We start from the raw sequence: 15,784 nt of genomic DNA, 5'->3' as shown, positions 1-15,784 counted from the left end.
TTGCCAGGCACCATACAAAAAAGGCTGATCTTTTATAGATCAGTCTTTTTTTGTATAAGACAACAAGAAATTTTTCAGTAAGAATGGACTCTTTATTTTAGTTACCTCAAGGAATTTAATAATAAATGGATAATCTTTGGAACTATATGAATGAAGAAGTTCATACCACCATTCTGTTTCATAACGAGAAATCATACTTAAATTGTAAAGCAGAAGATAGTGTACTAATATTTCAGGTAGCATTCGACTTAGTGGTTTAATAAAAGGAAAACAATATACATCTTCTTCTAGAGAATAAGAAAAAGGAGCGCAGTGAAGAAGTGCTTCTTTTTTTAAAAGACGTGGATTGATTTCTCGCTCTGCTAACATATCTATGTCAATTAGTTGGGGTCTTAAGTGCGAATAAAAATATTCATGAAATCTTCTTTCACTCATCTTGTAATAATCAAAGGCAAGATCAGAAAACACCCACCGATCGTCATGAATCGATCCAAAAACATGAGAGACTTCTCTTCTGTATAAATATTTAAAAAGTTGATGAGTTTCAGGAATTTGAATAAGCAATTCTTTCATCGAGTACTTCTCATGTTCTAATACCCCTAAATTAAATAAAGTTTGATCAATATGGGGGAATAGTCCGCTTTTTTGTATTTTTACCTCATCATCAAGAAATTTGTAATCTTGCTTTTTTCTTTTTCTCGTTGAAACTCCATGTGCTAAGATAGAAGTATTAGCAGGATATTGACTGTCTTTCACAAGAAGGCATGCTTTCAACAGTTGACTAATACCATAAAAAAGCAACATTGGTTGAATAGATAGGGGAGCTTGCTCTGCTAATTTGTAATAATTTTTACTGTGCTCTAGATAATAAATAAAGGGATAACAGTTCTCGAAACTTTTCTTTTCCGCATCTACTTTATTTAGTTTCTGACTATAGTGATGAGATAGAAAATCTTGAGTAAAAGGAGCGGCATAAAACACGGACAAATCGCTCCATATGTCCTGTTGATCGTTCATAAATATTAACACCTCACTTTTTTGAATAATCTAACATATCTCAATCTTGTTGACATAACAAGGGTTGGCTTGTTAATCTACTAATAATATTTTGGCGTTTAAAGGAGGATTTATTTATCATGTGGGAATCAAAATTTGCAAAAGAAGGTCTTACATTTGATGATGTGCTACTTGTTCCAGCAAAATCAGAGGTTTTACCAAAGGATGTAGACTTAAGTGTAACGTTAACAAAAACGTTGAAACTTAATTTGCCATTCATTAGTGCAGGAATGGACACTGTAACTGAAGCTGATATGGCAATGGCAATGGCTCGACAAGGCGGTTTAGGGATCATCCATAAGAACATGTCTATCGAACAACAAGCAGAGCAAGTTGACAAAGTAAAGCGTTCTGAACGCGGGGTTATTACAGATCCATTTTTCCTAACACCAGAACATCAAGTTTTTGATGCTGAGCATCTTATGGGAAAATATCGTATTTCAGGTGTTCCAATTGTTAATAACGAGGAAGAACAAAAATTAGTTGGGATCTTAACCAATCGTGATCTTCGTTTTATTCAAGATTACTCAATTAAAATTAAAGACGTTATGACGAAAGAAGATCTTGTTACAGCTCCTGTTGGAACAACATTACAAGAAGCAGAACAGATTTTACAGCAATATAAGATTGAAAAACTTCCTCTTGTAAATGAAGACAATGTTTTAAAAGGTCTCATTACAATCAAGGATATTGAAAAAGTTATTGAGTTTCCAAACTCTGCAAAAGACCCACATGGACGATTGATTGTTGGAGCTGCTGTTGGAGTAACAGCTGATACAATGATTCGTGTTGAAAAACTTGTACAAGCTGGTGTAGATGTTATCGTTTTAGATACAGCACATGGACATTCAAAAGGCGTACTAGAATCTGTTAAACAAATCCGCGCTGCATATCCAGATCTTAATATTATTGCTGGTAATGTAGCAACTGCAGAAGCAACAAGAGATTTAATTGAAGCAGGAGCAGATGTTATTAAAGTTGGTATTGGACCTGGTTCAATTTGTACAACTCGTGTTGTAGCAGGTGTTGGTGTTCCACAAATTACAGCAGTATATGACTGTGCAACAGAGGCACGAAAGCACGGTATACCAGTTATTGCTGACGGAGGCATTAAATATTCTGGTGATATCGTTAAAGCTCTTGCTGCTGGTGGTCACGTTGTAATGTTAGGAAGCTTGCTTGCAGGAACTTCTGAAAGCCCTGGAGAAACAGAAATTTATCAAGGTAGACGTTTTAAAGTATACCGCGGTATGGGTTCTGTCAGTGCAATGGAGCAGGGAAGTAAAGATCGCTATTTCCAAGAAGATAATAAAAAATTCGTGCCAGAAGGTATTGAAGGACGTGTTCCTTATAAAGGACCAGTTTCTGAAACAATCTACCAAATGACAGGTGGATTAAAATCAGGTATGGGGTACTGTGGAAGTAAAAACCTAGAAGCTCTTCGTGAACAAGCACAATTTGTTCGTATGACTGGTGCCGGTTTACACGAAAGTCACCCACATGATGTGCAAATTACAAAAGAATCACCAAATTATTCTTTACGCTAACCGGCAAAAATGCTCTACCATTTCAGGTAGGGCATTTTTTATTTCCTTGGAAAGCATGACCTATAGACCTATTCATTTAAAGTTCCCTATGGTAAAATAACGCTTATGTGAACATGACTTTGGAGGGTAAAAAGTGAAATTAACACAACGTTTATTTGTAGGGATAGTAGCGAGCCTCTTAGTGCTACAGCTGTGGATAGTAGCACCGATTGCTCATGCACAGGAAGTAGATAAACCAAATCTAGAATCAGGTGCAGCTATTTTAGTGGAAGCTCAAACAGGAAAAGTTTTATATGAAAAAGATGCAGATGCAGTGCGAGGCATTGCAAGCATGACAAAGATGATGACAGAATATTTATTGCTAGAAAATATCCACGAAGGCAAATTAAGCTGGGATGATACATATGAGCCAAGTGATTATGCTTATAAGATTTCGCAAAATTTAAGTTTATCTAATGTACCTCTTGCTAAAGGGGAAAAATATACGTTAAGAGAGCTTTTCGAAGCAATGTCTATGTATTCAGCAAACGGTGCATCAATTGCAATTGCAGAGAAGATTGCAGGAAATGAAACCAATTTTGTTAAAATGATGAATGAGAAAGCTCGAGAACTTGGAATGAAAGATGCGAAGTTTGTGAATGCAACAGGTCTTTCAAATAGTGATTTACAAGGGATGCACCCTAAAGGAACAAAAGCAAGTGATGAGAATTTAGTCTCAGCTCGTTCAACTGCTAAACTTGCTTCACATCTTATTAATGATTATCCAGAAGTATTAGAAACCTCTAAACTAAAAGAGAAAACGTTTCATAAAGGAAAAAATGGTGAAACGCAAATGAAAAGCTGGAACTGGATGCTTCCAGGACTTGTTTATGAATATGAAAAGGCAGAAGTAGATGGTCTGAAAACAGGTAGTACAGATTTTGCAGGCTATTGTTTCACAGGAACCGCTGAGAAGGACGGAGCACGTTATATAACAGTTGTAATGGATGCAAAAGATCATGGACAAGAATCCTATGAAGCAAGGTTCAGCGAAACAGCAAAGCTTTTAGACTATGCTTTTGATAACTTTGAAGTAAAAACTCTTCATCCTGCTGGCTATACTTTGAAAGAAAAAGTAAAAGTTGCAAAAGGAAATGAAAAAGAAGCTAAAGTAACTACAAAAGAGCCGTTAAAAGTAGTTGTTGAAAAAGGAAAAAATGCTAAAAAAGCTGTTGAAACAGAACTTGTAGTAAATGAGAAGAAATTAAATAACGATGGAAAACTTATTGCTCCAATCAAAAAGGGAGAAGAAGTTGGATATATCAATGTTAAGTACAAGAATGATCAATTTGGATATTTAACAACTGATGGGGATAACCAGTCAGGAGTTCCTATTGTGATGAAAGAAGATATTGACAAAGCTAATTGGTTCTCACTTATGTTCAGAAGTATCGGAGACTTCTTTGCTGACATGTGGACAAGTGCTGCAAACATGGTTAAAGGCTGGTTTTGATATAAGAAGAATGCTGATGGTTTAAATTACCAGATGCATTCTTCTTTTTTTGATTAAACTATCTACTGAATTTAGATAGGATTTTGTTAAGAAATCATGTAGAATGAAAAATAGGAATTTGAATTGTCTAAATAGTGTATATTCAAATTAAACATTATTACATTGGCTTGACTCTTAGTAGGAGGGAATATCAACATGAACAACCGTGGAACAGATCGTGTTAAAAGAGGTATGGCAGAAATGCAAAAAGGCGGCGTTATTATGGATGTTATTAACGCTGAGCAAGCTAAAATTGCAGAGGAAGCTGGAGCAGTAGCTGTTATGGCACTTGAGCGTGTGCCAGCTGATATCCGTGCAGCAGGTGGAGTTGCTCGTATGGCAGATCCAACTATTGTTGAGGAAGTAGTAAATGCTGTTTCTATTCCTGTTATGGCAAAGGCGCGTATCGGACATATTGTAGAGGCTCGCGTTCTTGAAGCAATGGGAGTTGACTATATTGATGAAAGTGAAGTATTAACTCCTGCAGATGAAGAGTTTCACTTGTATAAGAGTGACTTCACAGTACCATTTGTTTGTGGATGTCGTGATTTAGGCGAAGCAGCGCGTCGTATTGGCGAAGGAGCTTCTATGCTTCGCACAAAAGGGGAGCCAGGTACAGGGAATATTGTAGAGGCTGTTCGTCATATTCGTAAGGTGAATGCTCAAGTTCGTAAGGTAGTAGGTATGAATGAAGATGAGCTGATGACAGAAGCTAAAAATCTTGGGGCTCCATTTGAACTTCTTCTTCAAATTAAGGAAGAGGGACGTCTTCCTGTTGTAAACTTCGCAGCAGGTGGTGTAGCTACACCAGCAGATGCAGCGCTTATGATGCAGCTTGGAGCAGATGGGGTATTTGTAGGTTCAGGGATCTTCAAATCCGACAATCCAGCTAAGTTTGCTCGTGCTATCGTGGAAGCAACAACACATTATCAAGATTATGAATTGATTGCAAGCCTCTCAAAAGGACTTGGTAATGCCATGAAAGGGATTGAAATTTCAACACTATTACCAGAAAATCGTATGCAAGAGCGTGGCTGGTAAGAAAGGTCTGGTTTTATGACAACAATCGGTATACTTGCTTTGCAAGGTGCAGTAAGAGAACATGCAAAGGCTTTTGAACGTGCTGGAGCAGAAGTTGTTTTAGTAAAAAAAGTCGAACAGCTAGAAAGTATCGATGGTCTTGTACTCCCAGGTGGAGAAAGTACAACAATGAGACGCCTTATTGATAAGTATGGGTTCATGGAGCCACTAAAAGCATTTGCTGCTCAAAAAAAACCTATGTTTGGCACATGTGCTGGCTTGATCTTATTAGCTAGTGATCTTGTTGGTTATAGTGAACCACACCTAGGAGTTATGGATATTAAAGTGGAACGCAATTCTTTTGGACGTCAAAGGGAGAGCTTTGAAGCTGCATTATCCATTAAAGGTGTTGGAGAAGACTTTATTGGAGTCTTTATCCGTGCTCCACATATTGTGGAAGTTGGACAAGATGTTGAAGTGTTAGCAATGCATGGAGATCGAATTGTAGCAGCTCAGCAAGGTTCATTCCTAGGCTGTTCTTTCCATCCAGAGTTAACAGATGATTATCGCCTTGCACAGCATTTTGTACAAATGGTGGAAACATCTTCTAAAGAGACAGTATAAAAGCATTGCAACAAGTTAAAACTTATAGTACATTATGATGTATAAGTTGAATATAGCTAGCACGTTGAAGGGAAATAGTAATAAGACTCTTATCTTTAAGAGAGCTAGTGGTTGGTGCAAACTAGTAGATAGAGCTTATGAATCCATCCTGGAGTGAATTGTTGAACAATGCAGTAGGCAATTTCGGTGTTAAACCGTTATTTTATAAAGTGGAAAGAGACATCAGTCTCTTTCAACTAGGGTGGCAACGCGGGTAACTCTCGTCCCTTACATATAATGTAAGGGACGAGAGTTTTTTATTTGCCTTAATTATTAATGTAAAGGAGTTAAAAACATGTTAGATTTAAAATTCTTACGCAAAAATTTTCAAGAAGTAAAAGAAAAGCTTCAACATCGAGGAGAAGATTTAACAGATCTTGGAGCATTTGAAGAACTAGATAGCAAGCGTCGTGAGCTTATTGCTCAAACAGAAGAGCTTAAAAGTAAAAGAAACGAAGTATCACAGCAAGTAGCAGTGCTAAAGAGAGAGAAGAAAGACGCGGATCATCTTATTGCAGAAATGCGAGAAGTAGGAGATAAAGTAAAAGCTCTTGATGAAGAATTACGTTCTGTTGAAGAGAAACTTCAACAACTCCTTCTTTCTATTCCAAATGTTCCACATGAAACTGTGCCAGTTGGAGAAACAGAAGATGATAATGTAGAAGTAAGAGCGTGGGGAGAAGTTCCTCAGTTTGCATTTGAGGCCAAACCACATTGGGATTTAGCAACAGACTTAGAATTGTTAGATTTTGAGCGTGCTGCTAAAGTAACTGGAAGTCGTTTTGTATTTTATAAAGGACTTGGGGCAAGACTTGAGCGAGCGTTAATTAACTTTATGTTGAACCTTCATATTGATGAGCATGGATATGAGGAAATCTTACCTCCATACATGGTGAATAGAGCAAGCATGACAGGAACAGGACAGCTTCCAAAGTTTGAAGAAGATGCATTTTTAATCGAGAAGGAAGATTATTTCTTAATTCCGACGTCAGAGGTGCCTGTCACTAATCTTCATCGCTATGAGATTTTAAAAGGAGATCAGCTTCCAGTAAGCTATGCAGCATATAGCACATGCTTCCGTTCTGAAGCAGGTTCTGCAGGGCGTGATACACGTGGTCTTATCCGTCAACATCAATTCAATAAAGTAGAACTTGTTCGTTTTGTTAAACCTGAAGATTCTTATGACGAACTCGAGAAATTAACAGGTCATGCTGAAAAGGTACTTCAACTTCTAGGTCTTCCATATCGCGTTATGAGCATGTGTACAGGTGATCTAGGTTTCACAGCAGCTAAAAAGTATGATATTGAAGTATGGTTACCAAGCTATGGAACATACCGTGAAATCTCTTCTTGTTCAAACTTTGAAGGTTTCCAAGCACGTCGTGCAAATATTCGTTTCCGCCGTGAAACAAATGGAAAACCTGAGCATGTGCATACGCTAAATGGATCTGGTCTTGCAATTGGGCGTACTGTTGCGGCTATTTTAGAAAATTACCAACAAGAAGATGGTTCTATTGTAATTCCAGAAGTGTTACGTCCATACATGGGAAATCGATCTGTAATTAAATAATTTCTAAAAAAGAGGCAAGAATAACCAACAGTTTTCTAGTCTCTTTTTTTTAGAGTAAAAAGAGAGACTAGGGTTATACTTTATAGAAAAGAAGAAAATCAGCATTTTTCTAAAAAAAATGTATAAAGTTGTTGACGAATGTAGAAAATGATGATATATTTATTCTTGTCGAAACGGAGGAATACCCAAGTCCGGCTGAAGGGATCGGTCTTGAAAACCGACAGGGGTGTCAAAACCCGCGGGGGTTCGAATCCCCCTTCCTCCTCCATTATTACAAATTAAAGATAGCGCATATAAATTGGAGATTGGAACTCGTTGCATATGATGTAGCGAGTTTTTTGTATATTAAAGTGACAAAAAGACAAAGCACCCTGATAGGATGCTTTGTCTTTTTTTAATGATTATTTATAGTTTGAGATATCTTCTCGATAATGTTTTCAATAGAAGTTGGGTCTTCCAATAAATCATAGTCTGAAATATTTAGGCGAAGCACAGGGCAAGCATTGAATGAATTAATCCAATTTTCATAGCGATTGTGCATTTCTTCCCAGTACGAGAGGGGAGTTTTTTGTTCCATTGCTCGTCCTCGTTTTCGAATTCGCTGAATAATTTGTTCTAGATTTCCTTCTAAATAAATAAGAAGCGTAGGTTTAGGAAAATAAGGTGTTAAAACCATTGCATCAAACAAGCTTCTGTATGTTTCATAATCAACAGGAGTCATTGTGCCTTTTTCGTAATGCATTCTAGCGAATATTCCAGTGTCTTCATAAATAGAACGGTCTTGAACAAAACCACCACCATCTTCAAACATTTTCTTTTGTTCTTTAAAGCGCTCTGCTAAAAAATAAATTTGCAGATGAAAACTCCAACGTTCGAAATCATGATAAAAAGAATCTAAATATGGGTTGTTGTCTACTTTCTCAAAAGAGGTTTGAAAATCTAATGCTTCTGCTAATACTTTTGTGAAAGTTGATTTTCCTATTCCGACAGTTCCGGCTACAGTAATAACAGAATCTTTTGGAATGTTATATTTAGCGTTTAAATTCATTTGGAAACTCCTTTAACAATGCGGGCTTAAGAATATCAATAATGTGTTGGAAATCTTCTTCCCGATTTACAAAATCAATTTTATCACCATCAAACTCAAGTACAGGAATGTGAGGGTGTTTTTGTTTAAATTGTACAAACATTTTTTCGTAATCCTCTTTTAAATTAAGAAGGTATGTGTGGTTTATGTCTTGCTCAATATCACGTCCACGTTTAGAGATTCTTTTTAGTAATGTCTCTAAACTAGCGTTTAAATAAACAATAATATTAGGCATTGGTAAGTCTTCAGTTAACACCCTATACACACGTTCATATTTATTATAATGTTTCATGTGTAACGTTCGTTTAGCAAACACTATGTTTTTTAACACATGATAGTCTGCAACAACAGGCTTTTGTTTTGTAAGAAAGCGGGCTTCAACATCTTCCAATTGTTTATAACGATTACATAGAAAAAACATTTCTGTTTGAAAGCTCCATTCATCAATATTTTGATAAAAATCTTTGAGAAAAGGGTTTTCTTCAACAATTTCTCGTAGTAAATGAAACTGTAGGTATGTTGCTAATCTATGGGAAAGTGAAGTTTTGCCTACACCTATAGGTCCCTCAACAGCAATGAAGGGAGTAGAATTCATAATATAGTCCTCCTGTTTATATAACCTTTCCCTATGAGGGGAATAGGGATGTCGTATGAACACGCAAAGGATATTGTACCACAGGAGGACTCTAATAAGAGAGAATAAAAGAGCTAAGATTGCTTTTAAGATTGAGAGTCAAATTTTCTGACATTGAAGTTTTTCAGAATGAGAAGCCAGTTTTGTGGGAAAGGAAGTCCTAACTTCCAATAGGCAACACCACGTAATTCAAACTGTTTGACCAAATCAAATTTACGTTGAATGGACCGAGCGTCCTCAAACCAAACAACATGTTCCCTGCCTTGTTCATCTCTATAATTATAATAAGGGGCTTGGGAAGTAGTGCTATATTGAATCGATGTATTATATTGATAGGCAATTTCCAAAGCTCTTTGAGCGCTATAGGCTTTAGCAGGTGGGTTTCCCTGCTTATATGGAAGAGTCCAATCATAGCCATATAAATTTTGTCCCATTAATATTTTAGAAGCTGGTATTTCAGTTACAGCATATTCAATTACTTTTTGGACTTGATTAATAGGAGAAACAGCAAGTGGCGGACCTCCACTATATCCCCACTCATAAGTCATTAATATGACAAAGTCTACAATTTCTCCATGTGCTTTATAATCATGTGCTTCATACCATTGCCCTTGTTGAGTAGCACTTGTTTTCGGAGCAAGTGCCGTGGAAATTAACCACCCTTCTTGCTTAAATCGATCTCTTGCTTTTCTTAAAAAATTATTATAAGATTCTCTGTCTTCTGCACGAAGAAATTCAAAATCAAAATGGATATCACGGAAGTTGTTAGCTTTTGCAGTTGTCACAATATTATTTAGGAGTGTATTTTGAACAGCTGTATTTGTTAGTAGAATATGGCCTAATTCTTCATTGAAAGCTCCTTCTTCAATGTTAGTGATGACCATTGAATAAATAAGCCGATTGTTTTCAGCAATAGACCTAAAGTTATTTAGATTAGGGGCACTCAGAGAACCATCTCGTTTTGCTTCAAAACTTGAAGGACCTATGTACGATAATGCTCTTGCACTATCGTTAATTTGTCTTTCTACATCGGCAGTAATTGTACGACGACTTGAGTCAACGTACCCATAGAATTCTCCTTCACGCTTTGGAGCAGGGGGAATATAAAGACGTGTACCAACCGTAAGTGGTCTTGTTACGGGTATGTTGTTAACAGAAGCTAAACGCTGGTAGCTAATATTGAATTTTTGACCAATCTGCCATAACGTATCACCTCTTTGAACAACATAATACTCTCCTACAATAGGGATAACAATCGCCTGACCAACAACAAGGCGATTTGGATCAGGTAATTGGTTTACACTTGCTAATCTTGAGGCCGGAATATTAAATTGTCTAGCAATGCCAGACACAGTATCTCCAGATTTCACAACATAAATTTGCATAGCTATCCTCCTATACAATAAGTCTTACTTTAGCCTATTATATGAAGGGTGAATTGATGACAAGAGTTCAATTAAGGATTGATGACAATCAGTTGAGGCCCCTAATACATTTTTCATCATCTGAAGTGCGAATATATTGTCTTCCTCCACATTTGAAGCAATACAATCAGAAGGGATAAATAGAGGGTATTTTCTCATATAAGCATCGTTAGCTGAAAAAAGAACGCATATGTTTCCAGCAATCCCTGTTAGAATCAAACTCTCAACCGAAAGCTCTTCAAGAAGAACATTTAGGGCTGTACCGTAGAAGATGGAGTGTTTTGGTTTGATAAGAAAAAAATCGTCTTCTTTTGGTTTGATTTTTTCAAGGATTTGCGAGCTGCGTTTATTGTGGCAATTCTTTAAGATCACATCTAGGTTTGCTTGCCATAAGTTATAATGGTCATTAATATAGATGACAGGAATTCCTTTTTTGTAGCATATCTCTTTTAACATTGTAATATAGGGGACGATTTTTTGAGCTTGTTGAGCAAGTTCTTGTCCTAGTTCAAATTGAAAGTCATTAATCATATCAATAATAATTAAAGCAGGATTTTTTAATTCATTCATAAAATGCTCCTTGTTAAAATAAAGTGTTACTTTATAGTGTGGCTCAAACGTATAAAAACATGAGAAAGGATAAAAGTGATGGAGGAAACAGATTATCAGTACATGTTAGAAGCAATAGAAGAAGCAAAGAAAGCGGAGGAAAAACATGAAGTACCCATTGGAGCGATTGTTGTAATGGATGGGGAAATTGTTGGAAGAGCCCATAACCTCAGAGAAACAGCGCAGCGTTCCATTGCTCATGCTGAACTTTTAGCTATTGATGAAGCCTGTCATAAAACAGGTTCTTGGCGATTAGAAGATGCAACTCTTTATGTTACTCTTGAACCTTGTCCAATGTGTGCAGGAAGCATCATTATGTCTAGAGTGAAGCGTGTTGTTTTTGGAGCTTATGATCCTAAAGGAGGGTGTGCGGGAACCCTTATGAACCTTCTTCAAGATGAACGGTTTAATCATAGAGCAGAAGTTGTTGGCGGGGTGATGGAAGAAGAGTGTGGTCGACTTTTAACAGATTTCTTTCGGTCACTAAGAGCTAAGCAAAAGGCTAGCAAGAAGACTCATTCTTAAATTCAAAATATTTACAGTATCTATACGTTGCATTTTTGATTAAAAACATTTATACTAAGACATGCACCAACAAACGGTGCCTTAAAAATTGGTTACAATTTTGCCGTGCTAGGCGGGGAGGTAGCGGTGCCCTGTACTCGCAATCCGCTCAAGCGAGGCTGAATCCCTTCTCGAGGCTAGTCTGCTTTAGGGTCTGCCTTAAGTAAGTGGTGTTGACGTTTTGGTCCTACGCAATGAAAATCCATGAACCCTGTCAGGTCCGGAAGGAAGCAGCAGTAAGTGGAACCTTTCATGTGCCGTAGGGTTGCCTGAACCGAGCTAACTGCTTAAGTAACGCCTGGGGCAACTAGTCGACAGAAGGTGCACGGTACTTCATACATATAATAACAGTCTACTCTTTTAGAGTAGGCTGTTTTATTGTATAAGAAGGAAGAATCATTTTGGAATATCGTTCTATAATAAGATATAATAATACATAATAAAGTTTGATCAAGGAGGGTATCGGTTGGCATATCAAGCACTCTATCGTGTTTATCGCCCTCAATCCTTTGAGGATGTAGTCGGTCAGAAACATATTGTAAAAACATTAAAAAATGCTTTAATTCAACAGAAATTCTCACATGCTTACCTCTTCTCAGGACCGCGTGGAACAGGGAAAACTACAGCAGCTAAAATTTTATCCAAAGCTGTAAACTGTGAACATGCACCTGTGAGTGAACCGTGCAATCAATGTGCAGCATGTAGAGGGATTATGGATGGTTCTATTTCAGATGTGATTGAAATTGACGCAGCTTCAAATAATGGCGTTGATGAAATTCGAGATATTCGTGACAAAGTCAAATATGCACCAAGTGCTGTTCGTTATAAAGTGTATATCATTGATGAGGTTCATATGCTTTCCATAGGGGCTTTCAACGCACTATTGAAAACATTGGAAGAGCCACCACCACATGTTATTTTTATTTTGGCAACAACTGAACCTCATAAGATTCCACTCACTATTATTTCTCGTTGTCAGCGTTTTGATTTTAAACGTATCACATCAGATGAAATTGTATATCGGATGAAGAAAATTTTAGAAGATCAAAACACCCCTGTAGAAGAGGAAGCTCTTTATGCTGTAGCAAGAGCGGCTGATGGTGGAATGCGAGATGCATTAAGTTTATTAGATCAAGCTATTTCCTATAGCGATGAGAAAGTAAATATTGATGATGTACTATCTATTACAGGAGCAGTATCTCAGCAATTTCTAGAAGAAGTTGTTGAGGCAATTGCAGAAAGAGAAGTTTCTCAAGCTTTAACAAATGTTAATGATATTGTCCAAAATGGAAAAGACCCTGCTCGTTTTATTGAAGATCTAATTTTTTATTATCGTGATCTTCTTCTTTATAAAACAGGCATTCATAATCAGGACTTGTTGCAACGTGCTGTTATTCATGATGGGTTTATTTCTCTTAGTGAATCTGTGCAGGGTGCGGAGATTCATGAAATTATTCGCAGTCTTAACGAAGTTCAGCAGGAAATGAAATGGACAAATCACCCTCGAGTTTTACTAGAAGTAGCATTAGTGAAACTCTGTCAGCAGAATCCACAGAAGGAATCTTCGGGAGATGTTGGGAAACTTTTGCAAAAGGTTCAACTCTTAGAGGGACAGCTTAGCAAAATTCAGGAGCAGGGTGTTGTTATTAGAGAAAGCGAAGAAGCCTCAAAACCAAAAGAAAATGTTCCGCGCTCTAGTAAACAGCAATATAAAGCTCCAACAGGGCGTATTAATGAAGTGCTTAAGAAGGCAACTAAAAAAGAGTTAGAGAAGATCAAACAGAATTGGGCTGAGGTTCTTGATATGTTGAGAAAGCAAAATAAGGCTTCTCACGCAGCTCTTTTAGCAAATAGTGAACCTGTTGCCTCTTCTTCAGACGCTTTTGTGTTAAAATTTAAGTATGAGATTCACTGTAAGATGGTAGCAGAAAATAATAACTCTGTACGAGATCATGTAGAAACAATTTTGCAGTCTCTGATTGGTCAAAAGATAGATTTAATTTCTATACCTGAATCTCAGTGGGAAAGTATTCGCGAAAATTTCATTCGTGAACATCGAGATGAACAAGAACAACCCGAAGAGACTGATGATCCACTTATTTCTGAGGCTAAAAGACTTTTTGGAGATGAATTAGTGGAGATTCAAGATTAAAGGGTAAATATAAAAAAAGGAGTAGATAATTATGCGTGGAATGGGAAATATGCAAAAAATGATGAAACAAATGCAAAAAATGCAAAAGGATATGCAAAAAGCACAAGAGGAATTAGCTGATAAGCAGATTGAAGGTACAGCTGGTGGCGGTATGGTAACAGTTGTTGTCAATGGCCAAAAAGAAATTATTGAGGTTAATATTAAAGAAGAAGTTGTAGATCCAGAAGATATTGAAATGCTACAAGATCTTGTAATGGCAGCAACAAACGATGCCCTGAAGAAAATTGAGGAATTAACAAATGAAACAATGGGACAATTTACTAAAGGACTAAACATCCCAGGCCTCATGTAGGAGGAAATTATGCATTATCCAGAACCGATTTCAAAGCTTATTGAGAGCTTTATGAAGTTACCAGGTATAGGTCCTAAAACAGCAGTACGTTTAGCTTTCCATGTTCTAACGATGAAGGAAGATACAGTACTAGATTTTGCTAAAGCATTAGTCAATGCTAAGCGTAACCTTTCTTATTGTTCTGTATGTGGACATATAACAGATCAAGACCCTTGTTATATCTGTGAAGATAAGAGACGTGATCGAAGTATCGTCTGTGTTGTACAGGATCCAAAAGACGTTATTGCAATGGAAAAAATGAAGGAATATAAAGGTCTTTATCATGTTTTACATGGAGCGATCTCTCCGATGGATGGGATAGGACCTGAAGATATTAATATTCCTGATTTACTCAAACGATTGCAAGATGATGAAATCCAAGAGGTTATTCTAGCGACAAATCCAAATATTGAGGGCGAATCTACAGCAATGTATATTTCAAGACTATTACGCCCTACAAATATTAAAATGACAAGAATCGCGCATGGCCTTCCTGTTGGGGGAGACTTGGAATATGCTGATGAGGTCACATTATCGAAAGCACTAGAAGGACGAAGAGAGCTCTAAGGAGTAGAACATTATGCTGTTTAAACGTAAAGGATGGTTACGTGAGGAGTATAACCAGAAGCTATTAAATGAACTCTTTCAAGAGAAAAAGGAAAGAATCTATCGAAGTCGTTTAATGGAACAGAGCCTGGATCCTACGCCAGAGGCTGTTGCGAATTCAAAGTTGAGTGAAATTAAATACTTGTATTTATTAAAAGAAGCTAAGGTTAGAAACTTAACAATCCATTTAAAAAAATGAGGAAGCATTTAAGATAGCTTCCTCATTTTTTTATGAAAACAATTATTATCCCTTTAAAGTGAAGTCATGTTTCCTTTTCCTCTACATAAGCTTATAGTACAAGCCATTTAAAAGAGGTGAAGCAGATGGAACCTATATGGATTGTTTCTATACTAGTAGGGCTTATTCTTTTAATCCTAATAACAGGAGGGATACAAAAGTCTTTTAAATTATTAGGGAACGGTATTGTTCGTTTCCTAATTGGGGCTCTTTTACTTTTCTTTGCAAATATCATAGGAGCTCAGTTCGGCTTACATGTTCCCATTAATTTAATTACTACTGCAGTAGCTGGTTTGTTAGGGGTATGTGGGATAGGGGCACTAGTTGTTATTAACTTATGGATTATGTAATATAAAAGAGCGGATGTTTCAAATCTGCTCTTTTTAATTTTTTTTAAAAAAAGTTATTGACCTAATAAAATATAAGTGTTATATTAATATACGTCGCTAAGACAGAAACGAAATGTTGAAAAATATTTTAAAAAAGTTATTGACTTAATTTAATGAATTTGTTATACTGAGTAAGTCGCTTAAGACAAGTTCTTTGAAAACTGAACAAAATACGTCAACGTTAATTCTATTTTTAAAACAACGTTTCTTATAAGAAACAACAAGCTATGGACATCGAAAGATGAAACCAAACTTTCTATGGAGAGTTTGATCCTGGCTCAGGACGAACGCTGGCGGCGTGCC

16 protein-coding genes, 1 tRNA gene, 1 other RNA gene and 1 other annotated feature are annotated in these 15,784 nt (G+C 36.8%); of the genes, 13 read left to right on the top strand and 5 right to left on the bottom strand.

Annotated elements, in window-relative coordinates; all coding sequences use genetic code 11:
- Nucleotides 1–39: 39 nt before the first annotated feature.
- Complete coding sequence (locus tag MOC86_RS13800) at nucleotides 40–1,017, bottom strand: YaaC family protein (protein ID WP_268584676.1); 978 nt, start codon at nucleotides 1,015–1,017, stop codon at nucleotides 40–42.
- A 119-nt stretch (nucleotides 1,018–1,136) separates the two neighbouring features.
- Between MOC86_RS13800 and guaB the strand changes: the two genes are divergently transcribed.
- The 6 genes from guaB (at nucleotide 1,137) to MOC86_RS13770 (ending at nucleotide 7,655) form a co-directional block, all read left to right on the top strand.
- The gene (guaB, locus tag MOC86_RS13795; RefSeq protein ID WP_268584675.1) at nucleotides 1,137–2,603 is read left to right on the top strand and encodes an IMP dehydrogenase; all 1,467 of its coding nucleotides are present in this window, start codon (nucleotides 1,137–1,139) and stop codon (nucleotides 2,601–2,603) included.
- A 133-nt stretch (nucleotides 2,604–2,736) separates the two neighbouring features.
- Entirely contained in the window at nucleotides 2,737–4,095 is a 1,359-nt protein-coding gene (locus tag MOC86_RS13790; protein ID WP_268584674.1) for a serine hydrolase, read from the top strand.
- A 195-nt stretch (nucleotides 4,096–4,290) separates the two neighbouring features.
- Nucleotides 4,291–5,175 carry a pyridoxal 5'-phosphate synthase lyase subunit PdxS gene (gene pdxS, locus MOC86_RS13785; protein WP_040058535.1) on the top strand — a complete coding sequence of 295 codons (885 nt, stop codon included), beginning with the start codon at nucleotides 4,291–4,293 and terminating at the stop codon, nucleotides 5,173–5,175.
- Between the two features lie 15 nt (nucleotides 5,176–5,190).
- Nucleotides 5,191–5,778, top strand: coding sequence for a pyridoxal 5'-phosphate synthase glutaminase subunit PdxT (gene pdxT, locus MOC86_RS13780; protein WP_040058534.1), 588 nt, complete (start codon nucleotides 5,191–5,193; stop codon nucleotides 5,776–5,778).
- Between the two features lie 55 nt (nucleotides 5,779–5,833).
- Nucleotides 5,834–6,049, top strand: a binding site (T-box leader).
- 63 nt (nucleotides 6,050–6,112) lie between these two features.
- Nucleotides 6,113–7,387: a serine--tRNA ligase gene (gene serS, locus MOC86_RS13775; protein WP_268584673.1), complete on the top strand. Its 1,275-nt coding sequence runs from the start codon at nucleotides 6,113–6,115 to the stop codon at nucleotides 7,385–7,387.
- A gap of 175 nt (nucleotides 7,388–7,562) precedes the next feature.
- Nucleotides 7,563–7,655: transfer RNA gene (locus tag MOC86_RS13770), tRNA-Ser, on the top strand.
- A 126-nt stretch (nucleotides 7,656–7,781) separates the two neighbouring features.
- Here the strand turns inward: MOC86_RS13770 and MOC86_RS13765 are convergent.
- The 4 genes from MOC86_RS13765 to MOC86_RS13750 form a co-directional block, all read right to left on the bottom strand.
- On the bottom strand, nucleotides 7,782–8,435 hold the full coding sequence (locus tag MOC86_RS13765) for a deoxynucleoside kinase (RefSeq protein ID WP_268584672.1): 654 nt from the start codon (nucleotides 8,433–8,435) through the stop codon (nucleotides 7,782–7,784).
- Nucleotides 8,419–9,069, bottom strand: a complete 651-nt coding sequence (locus MOC86_RS13760) for a deoxynucleoside kinase (RefSeq protein WP_268584671.1) — start codon at nucleotides 9,067–9,069, stop codon at nucleotides 8,419–8,421. Before MOC86_RS13760 ends, MOC86_RS13765 begins: the two co-directional genes overlap by 17 nt.
- A gap of 125 nt (nucleotides 9,070–9,194) precedes the next feature.
- Nucleotides 9,195–10,493: a glycoside hydrolase family 18 protein gene (locus MOC86_RS13755; RefSeq protein WP_268584670.1), complete on the bottom strand. Its 1,299-nt coding sequence runs from the start codon at nucleotides 10,491–10,493 to the stop codon at nucleotides 9,195–9,197.
- Between the two features lie 24 nt (nucleotides 10,494–10,517).
- On the bottom strand, nucleotides 10,518–11,102 hold the full coding sequence (locus tag MOC86_RS13750; protein ID WP_268584669.1) for an isochorismatase family cysteine hydrolase: 585 nt from the start codon (nucleotides 11,100–11,102) through the stop codon (nucleotides 10,518–10,520).
- Between the two features lie 78 nt (nucleotides 11,103–11,180).
- Here MOC86_RS13750 and tadA point away from each other — a divergent pair, with 78 nt between their 5' ends.
- The 7 genes from tadA (at nucleotide 11,181) to MOC86_RS13715 (ending at nucleotide 15,442) form a co-directional block, all read left to right on the top strand.
- Nucleotides 11,181–11,666, top strand: a complete 486-nt coding sequence (tadA, locus tag MOC86_RS13745) for a tRNA adenosine(34) deaminase TadA (protein WP_419146641.1) — start codon at nucleotides 11,181–11,183, stop codon at nucleotides 11,664–11,666.
- Between the two features lie 103 nt (nucleotides 11,667–11,769).
- Nucleotides 11,770–12,034, top strand: an RNA gene (gene ffs / locus MOC86_RS13740) — signal recognition particle sRNA large type.
- A gap of 137 nt (nucleotides 12,035–12,171) precedes the next feature.
- On the top strand, nucleotides 12,172–13,857 hold the full coding sequence (gene dnaX / locus MOC86_RS13735; protein WP_268584667.1) for a DNA polymerase III subunit gamma/tau: 1,686 nt from the start codon (nucleotides 12,172–12,174) through the stop codon (nucleotides 13,855–13,857).
- 31 nt (nucleotides 13,858–13,888) lie between these two features.
- Entirely contained in the window at nucleotides 13,889–14,209 is a 321-nt protein-coding gene (locus MOC86_RS13730) for a YbaB/EbfC family nucleoid-associated protein (RefSeq protein WP_019395187.1), read from the top strand.
- 9 nt (nucleotides 14,210–14,218) lie between these two features.
- On the top strand, nucleotides 14,219–14,815 hold the full coding sequence (recR, locus tag MOC86_RS13725; RefSeq protein ID WP_061804493.1) for a recombination mediator RecR: 597 nt from the start codon (nucleotides 14,219–14,221) through the stop codon (nucleotides 14,813–14,815).
- 13 nt (nucleotides 14,816–14,828) lie between these two features.
- A complete protein-coding gene (locus MOC86_RS13720; RefSeq protein WP_243516051.1) occupies nucleotides 14,829–15,053 on the top strand; it encodes a YaaL family protein in 225 nt (74 codons plus the stop codon).
- 125 nt (nucleotides 15,054–15,178) lie between these two features.
- A complete protein-coding gene (locus tag MOC86_RS13715) occupies nucleotides 15,179–15,442 on the top strand; it encodes a pro-sigmaK processing inhibitor BofA family protein (RefSeq protein WP_268584666.1) in 264 nt (87 codons plus the stop codon).
- Nucleotides 15,443–15,784: the final 342 nt, after the last annotated feature.

It is taken from the genome of Priestia endophytica (genome assembly GCF_026790145.1).
GTDB classification, from domain to species: domain Bacteria; phylum Bacillota; class Bacilli; order Bacillales; family Bacillaceae_H; genus Bacillus_I; species Bacillus_I endophytica_A.
The sequence above is the reverse complement of the archived record's forward strand: the minus strand, read 5'-3'. Positions and strand labels throughout refer to the sequence as shown.

What these genes read in the sequence shown, in the direction of transcription:
- pdxT (WP_040058534.1), top strand. Translation starts at nt 5,191, where the DNA reads ATGACAACAATCGGTATACTTGCTTTGCAAGGTGCAGTAAGAGAACAT.
- MOC86_RS13760 (WP_268584671.1), bottom strand. Translation starts at nt 9,069, where the DNA reads ATGAATTCTACTCCCTTCATTGCTGTTGAGGGACCTATAGGTGTAGGC.
- MOC86_RS13730 (WP_019395187.1), top strand. Translation starts at nt 13,889, where the DNA reads ATGCGTGGAATGGGAAATATGCAAAAAATGATGAAACAAATGCAAAAA.
- MOC86_RS13720 (WP_243516051.1), top strand. Translation starts at nt 14,829, where the DNA reads ATGCTGTTTAAACGTAAAGGATGGTTACGTGAGGAGTATAACCAGAAG.
- guaB (WP_268584675.1), top strand. Translation starts at nt 1,137, where the DNA reads ATGTGGGAATCAAAATTTGCAAAAGAAGGTCTTACATTTGATGATGTG.
- MOC86_RS13765 (WP_268584672.1), bottom strand. Translation starts at nt 8,435, where the DNA reads ATGAATTTAAACGCTAAATATAACATTCCAAAAGATTCTGTTATTACT.
- serS (WP_268584673.1), top strand. Translation starts at nt 6,113, where the DNA reads ATGTTAGATTTAAAATTCTTACGCAAAAATTTTCAAGAAGTAAAAGAA.
- pdxS (WP_040058535.1), top strand. Translation starts at nt 4,291, where the DNA reads ATGAACAACCGTGGAACAGATCGTGTTAAAAGAGGTATGGCAGAAATG.
- MOC86_RS13750 (WP_268584669.1), bottom strand. Translation starts at nt 11,102, where the DNA reads ATGAATGAATTAAAAAATCCTGCTTTAATTATTATTGATATGATTAAT.
- MOC86_RS13755 (WP_268584670.1), bottom strand. Translation starts at nt 10,493, where the DNA reads ATGCAAATTTATGTTGTGAAATCTGGAGATACTGTGTCTGGCATTGCT.
- MOC86_RS13715 (WP_268584666.1), top strand. Translation starts at nt 15,179, where the DNA reads ATGGAACCTATATGGATTGTTTCTATACTAGTAGGGCTTATTCTTTTA.
- recR (WP_061804493.1), top strand. Translation starts at nt 14,219, where the DNA reads ATGCATTATCCAGAACCGATTTCAAAGCTTATTGAGAGCTTTATGAAG.
- MOC86_RS13800 (WP_268584676.1), bottom strand. Translation starts at nt 1,017, where the DNA reads ATGAACGATCAACAGGACATATGGAGCGATTTGTCCGTGTTTTATGCC.
- tadA (WP_419146641.1), top strand. Translation starts at nt 11,181, where the DNA reads ATGGAGGAAACAGATTATCAGTACATGTTAGAAGCAATAGAAGAAGCA.